General features: G+C 71.7%; 3 protein-coding genes. All 3 read right to left on the bottom strand.

The window, feature by feature from the left end; translation table 11 throughout:
- Positions 1 to 1,361, bottom strand: a 1,361-nt coding sequence (locus tag SSP24_RS42145) for a GlgB N-terminal domain-containing protein (RefSeq protein ID WP_445009701.1), incomplete at its 3' end; no start/stop codon positions are given.
- Positions 1,362 to 1,383: 22 nt separating this feature from the next.
- Positions 1,384 to 2,787: a maltokinase N-terminal cap-like domain-containing protein gene (locus SSP24_RS42150; protein WP_141316522.1), complete on the bottom strand. Its 1,404-nt coding sequence runs from the start codon at positions 2,785 to 2,787 to the stop codon at positions 1,384 to 1,386.
- Between the two features lie 133 nt (positions 2,788 to 2,920).
- The coding region (locus tag SSP24_RS42155; RefSeq protein ID WP_174864813.1) for an alpha-glucosidase C-terminal domain-containing protein at positions 2,921 to 3,533 on the bottom strand (613 nt) is incomplete at its 5' end.

A 3,533-nucleotide genomic window follows, 5' to 3' on the forward strand; every position in this document is an offset into this window, starting at 1 on the left:
AAACCGAGGTCCCTGACATACGCGGGGAGCTGGTCAGCTAGTTGGCGGTACGTCAGTCCGGGGCGCCAGGAGGGGAGGTGGACTTCGTAGACCGAGAAGGGGGCCTCGTGTACGGGGACCTCCCCCCGGCGCTCCAGCCACTCCGCGTCGCCCCACTCGTAGTGCGAGGCGTGCACGATGGACGACGTGTCCGGCGGGGCCTCGGCGCGGCGGGCCAGCGGGTCCGCGCGCAGGGTCTTCGAACCGTCGGGGCGGGTGATCTCGAACTTGTACAGCTCACCCTCGCCGATGCCGGGCACGAAGAGCTCCCAGACGCCGGTGCCGCCCAGTGAGCGCATCGGGAAGCCGGTGCCGTCCCAGTAGTTGAAGCCGCCGGCCAGGCTCACGCCGCGCGCGTTCGGCGCCCACACCGTGAAGCGGGTGCCGGTCACGCCCTGGTGCATCATCGGCTCGGCGCCGAGCGCCCGCCACAGCTGCTCGTGCCGGCCCTCGCCGATCAGGTGCAGGTCGAGGTCGCCGAGGGTGGGCAGGAAGCGGTACGGGTCCTCGGTGTCCAGGACCGTGCCCTCGTACTCCACGCTGAGCCGGTACTCGGGGACATCGGTGAGCGGCAGCAGCCCGGAGAAGAAGCCGTCGCCGTCGTCGTGCAGCTCGGTGCGCAGGTCGTCGGCAACGACGGTGACGGAGAGGGCGTAGGGGCGGAAGGCGCGGAAGATCACGCCGCTGCCGTCCGGTGCGGGGTGCGCGCCGAGGACGGAGTGCGGGTCGTGGTGGGTGCCGGTGAGCAGACGGTCGCGGTCGACGGGGGCGAGGGCGGGGGTGGCGACCCTGGGCTGGGGGGTGGTCTTCTTGGCGGCCGTCTTCTTCTTCGGGGTGGTGGCCTTGGTGGCGGGGGCCTTCTTGGCCGCCGTCGTCTTCTTGGCGGGCGCGGTCTTCTTCGCGGACGCGCTCTTGGCAGCAGTGGTTTTCTTCGCAGCCGCCGTCTTGGCCGCAGCCGTCTTGGCCGCAGCCGTCTTCGCCGTGGCCTTCTTCGCGACGGCCTTCTCGGCGCTCGCCGTCTTCGCCGTGGCCTTCTTCGCAGGCGCCTTCTTGGCGGTGGCCTTCTTCACCGCGGCCTTCTTCACCGCGGCCTTCTTCGCCGTCGCCTTCTTCGCAACGGCCTTCTTGGCCACAGCCTTCTCGGCGGCCTTCTTGGCAACAGCCTTATCGGCGACCGCCGTCTTCAAGGGCATCGGCGCGGCCGTCCCCTCAGGTGCGGTCGCCTGTTTCGGTACGGCGGCCTTCTCCTGGTGGGCCGTGGTCTCCTCGGCCGTCACGTTCGGGTCGGAGCCGCTGGAGGAGGAGGTGGTACGGGGGGTCACGGGCGGAGCCTCCTGGCTGGGGTCAGGTCGGTCGGTTCGAGGCGAGGCGGCGTATCGCCGACAGCGGCACGGGGAGCCAGTCGGGGCGGTGCCGGGCCTCGTAGACGACCTCGTAAACGGCCTTGTCGGTCTCAAGGGCACGCAGCAGCACCGGGTCGGTCCGCGGATCGCGGCCGGATATCTCGGCGTAGCCGGAGCAGTACGCGGCCCGGCAGTGCTCCGCCCAGCCCGGCACGGACAGCTGCACGGAGTGGGCCGCGTAGTCGAAGGAGCGCAGCATCCCGGCGATGTCCCGCACGGCCGGCTGCGGCATCCGGCGTTCGGCGAGCGGCCGGGCCGGTTCGCCCTCGAAGTCGATCAGCGACCACTCGCCGGTCGGTGAGCGCAGGCACTGCCCGAGATGCAGATCGCCGTGGACGCGCTGGGCGGTCCAGGTCTGCCCCTCGGAGGCCAGGTCGGCCAGCGCCTCGAAGGCCGAGCGCAGCCCGGGCACGTACGGCCGCAGCGCGGGCACCGCCTGTGCGGCGAGGTCGAGGCGTCCGAGCATGCCGTCGACCATCGAGCGCAGCTGGGTGTGGCCGAGCGTGACGGTCGGCAGGGCGCGGGCCAGTGCCGTGTGCACCTCGGCGGTGGCCCGGCCGAGGGCACGCGCGTCGGCGCCGAAGTCCTCGCCCTTGGCCAGCTCGCGCAGGGCCAGCTCCCAGCCGTCGGTGGCGCCCTGGACGTAGGGCTGGAGGACGCCGAGGACGTACGACTGCCCGGCCAGCTCCGCCCCCATCCACGCCGTCGGCGCCGGTACCCGGGGGCAGCCCTCGCGGGCCAGCGCGAGCGGCAGCTCCAGGTCGGGGTTGACGCCGGGGACGATGCGGCGAAGCAGCTTCAGGATGAACGTATCTCCGTATATGACCGAGGAGTTGGACTGCTCGGCGGTCACCGCGCGGCTGACCAGGCCCGACCGGATCTCCTGGTGCGGTTCGCGTTCGAAGCGGAGGCCGCCGATGCGGGCCTGGGTGCGCAGTGCTTCCAGGAGCACTTCGGCGGGCCGGGGGTCGTACAGGGCCTCGTACACCGTGTGTCCGGCGAGCGGGCCCTCGGTGACGTGGCCGATCAGCGCGGGGGCCAGGCGGGGCGGCAGGGCCTCGCGCACTCCTATGAGGAGCTGGTAGCAGTCGCCGGGGGCCGGGGCGGTGCCCGTGCCCGGGGCGGGTGTGGGCGGCTGGTGGACCTGGACGAGGAGGTGGTACAGGCCCAGTTTGCCGCCGACCGGGAGCAGTTCGGTGGACGCCACCAGCGAGAACCCGGCGACCGGACGGCCCTTGCCGGCGAACCAGCGCTGCCGTGGCAGCCAGTCCCGCAGCAGCGGATCCAGCGACGCGAGGAGCCCGGGGCCGGTCGTCGTGACGGGGCGGATGACGGCTTCCGACATGGCGTGCGTCCTTTCCCCTTCTCCGGTTCGCCTACGGGGCGCTGTCAGCCGGTGTCGGCTTACGCGGGCGGACGGGGGTGTGAGTGATGCGTGCCCCGGGCGGGACGGGAGAAACCGCCCCGCCCCGGACGTTCTAGGCGGCTTCCTTGCGGAGCCGGAACCAGTAAAAGCCGTGCCCCGCGAGGGTGAGCAAGTACGGCAGTTCACCGATGGCCGGGAAGCGGACCCCGCCGATCAGCTCGACCGGGTGGCGTCGGCTGAAGGCGCGCAGGTCGAGTTCGGTCGGCTGCGGGAAGCGGGAGAAGTTGTGCACGCACAGCACGAGGTCGTCGCCGTGCTCCCGCAGGAACGCCAGTACGGCCGGGTTGGAGGACTGGAGTTCGGTGTACGAGCCGAGTCCGAAGGCGGGGTTCTGCTTGCGGATCTCGATCATCCGGCGGGTCCAGTGCAGCAGCGACGAGGGCGACGCCATGGACGCCTCGACGTTGGTGACCTGGTAGCCGTAGACCGGGTCCATGATGGCCGGAAGGAACAGGCGGCCCGGATCGGAGGACGAGAAGCCCGCGTTGCGGTCCGGCGTCCACTGCATGGGGGTGCGGACGGCGTCGCGGTCGCCGAGCCAGATGTTGTCGCCCATGCCGATCTCGTCGCCGTAGTACAGGATCGGGCTGCCGGGGAGGGACAGCAGCAGGGCGGTGAACAGCTCGATCTGGTTGCGGTCGTTGTCGAGCAGGGGGGCCAGTCGG

Origin of the sequence: Streptomyces spinoverrucosus (genome assembly GCF_006539505.1) — a bacterium.
Taxonomy (GTDB): domain Bacteria; phylum Actinomycetota; class Actinomycetes; order Streptomycetales; family Streptomycetaceae; genus Streptomyces; species Streptomyces spinoverrucosus.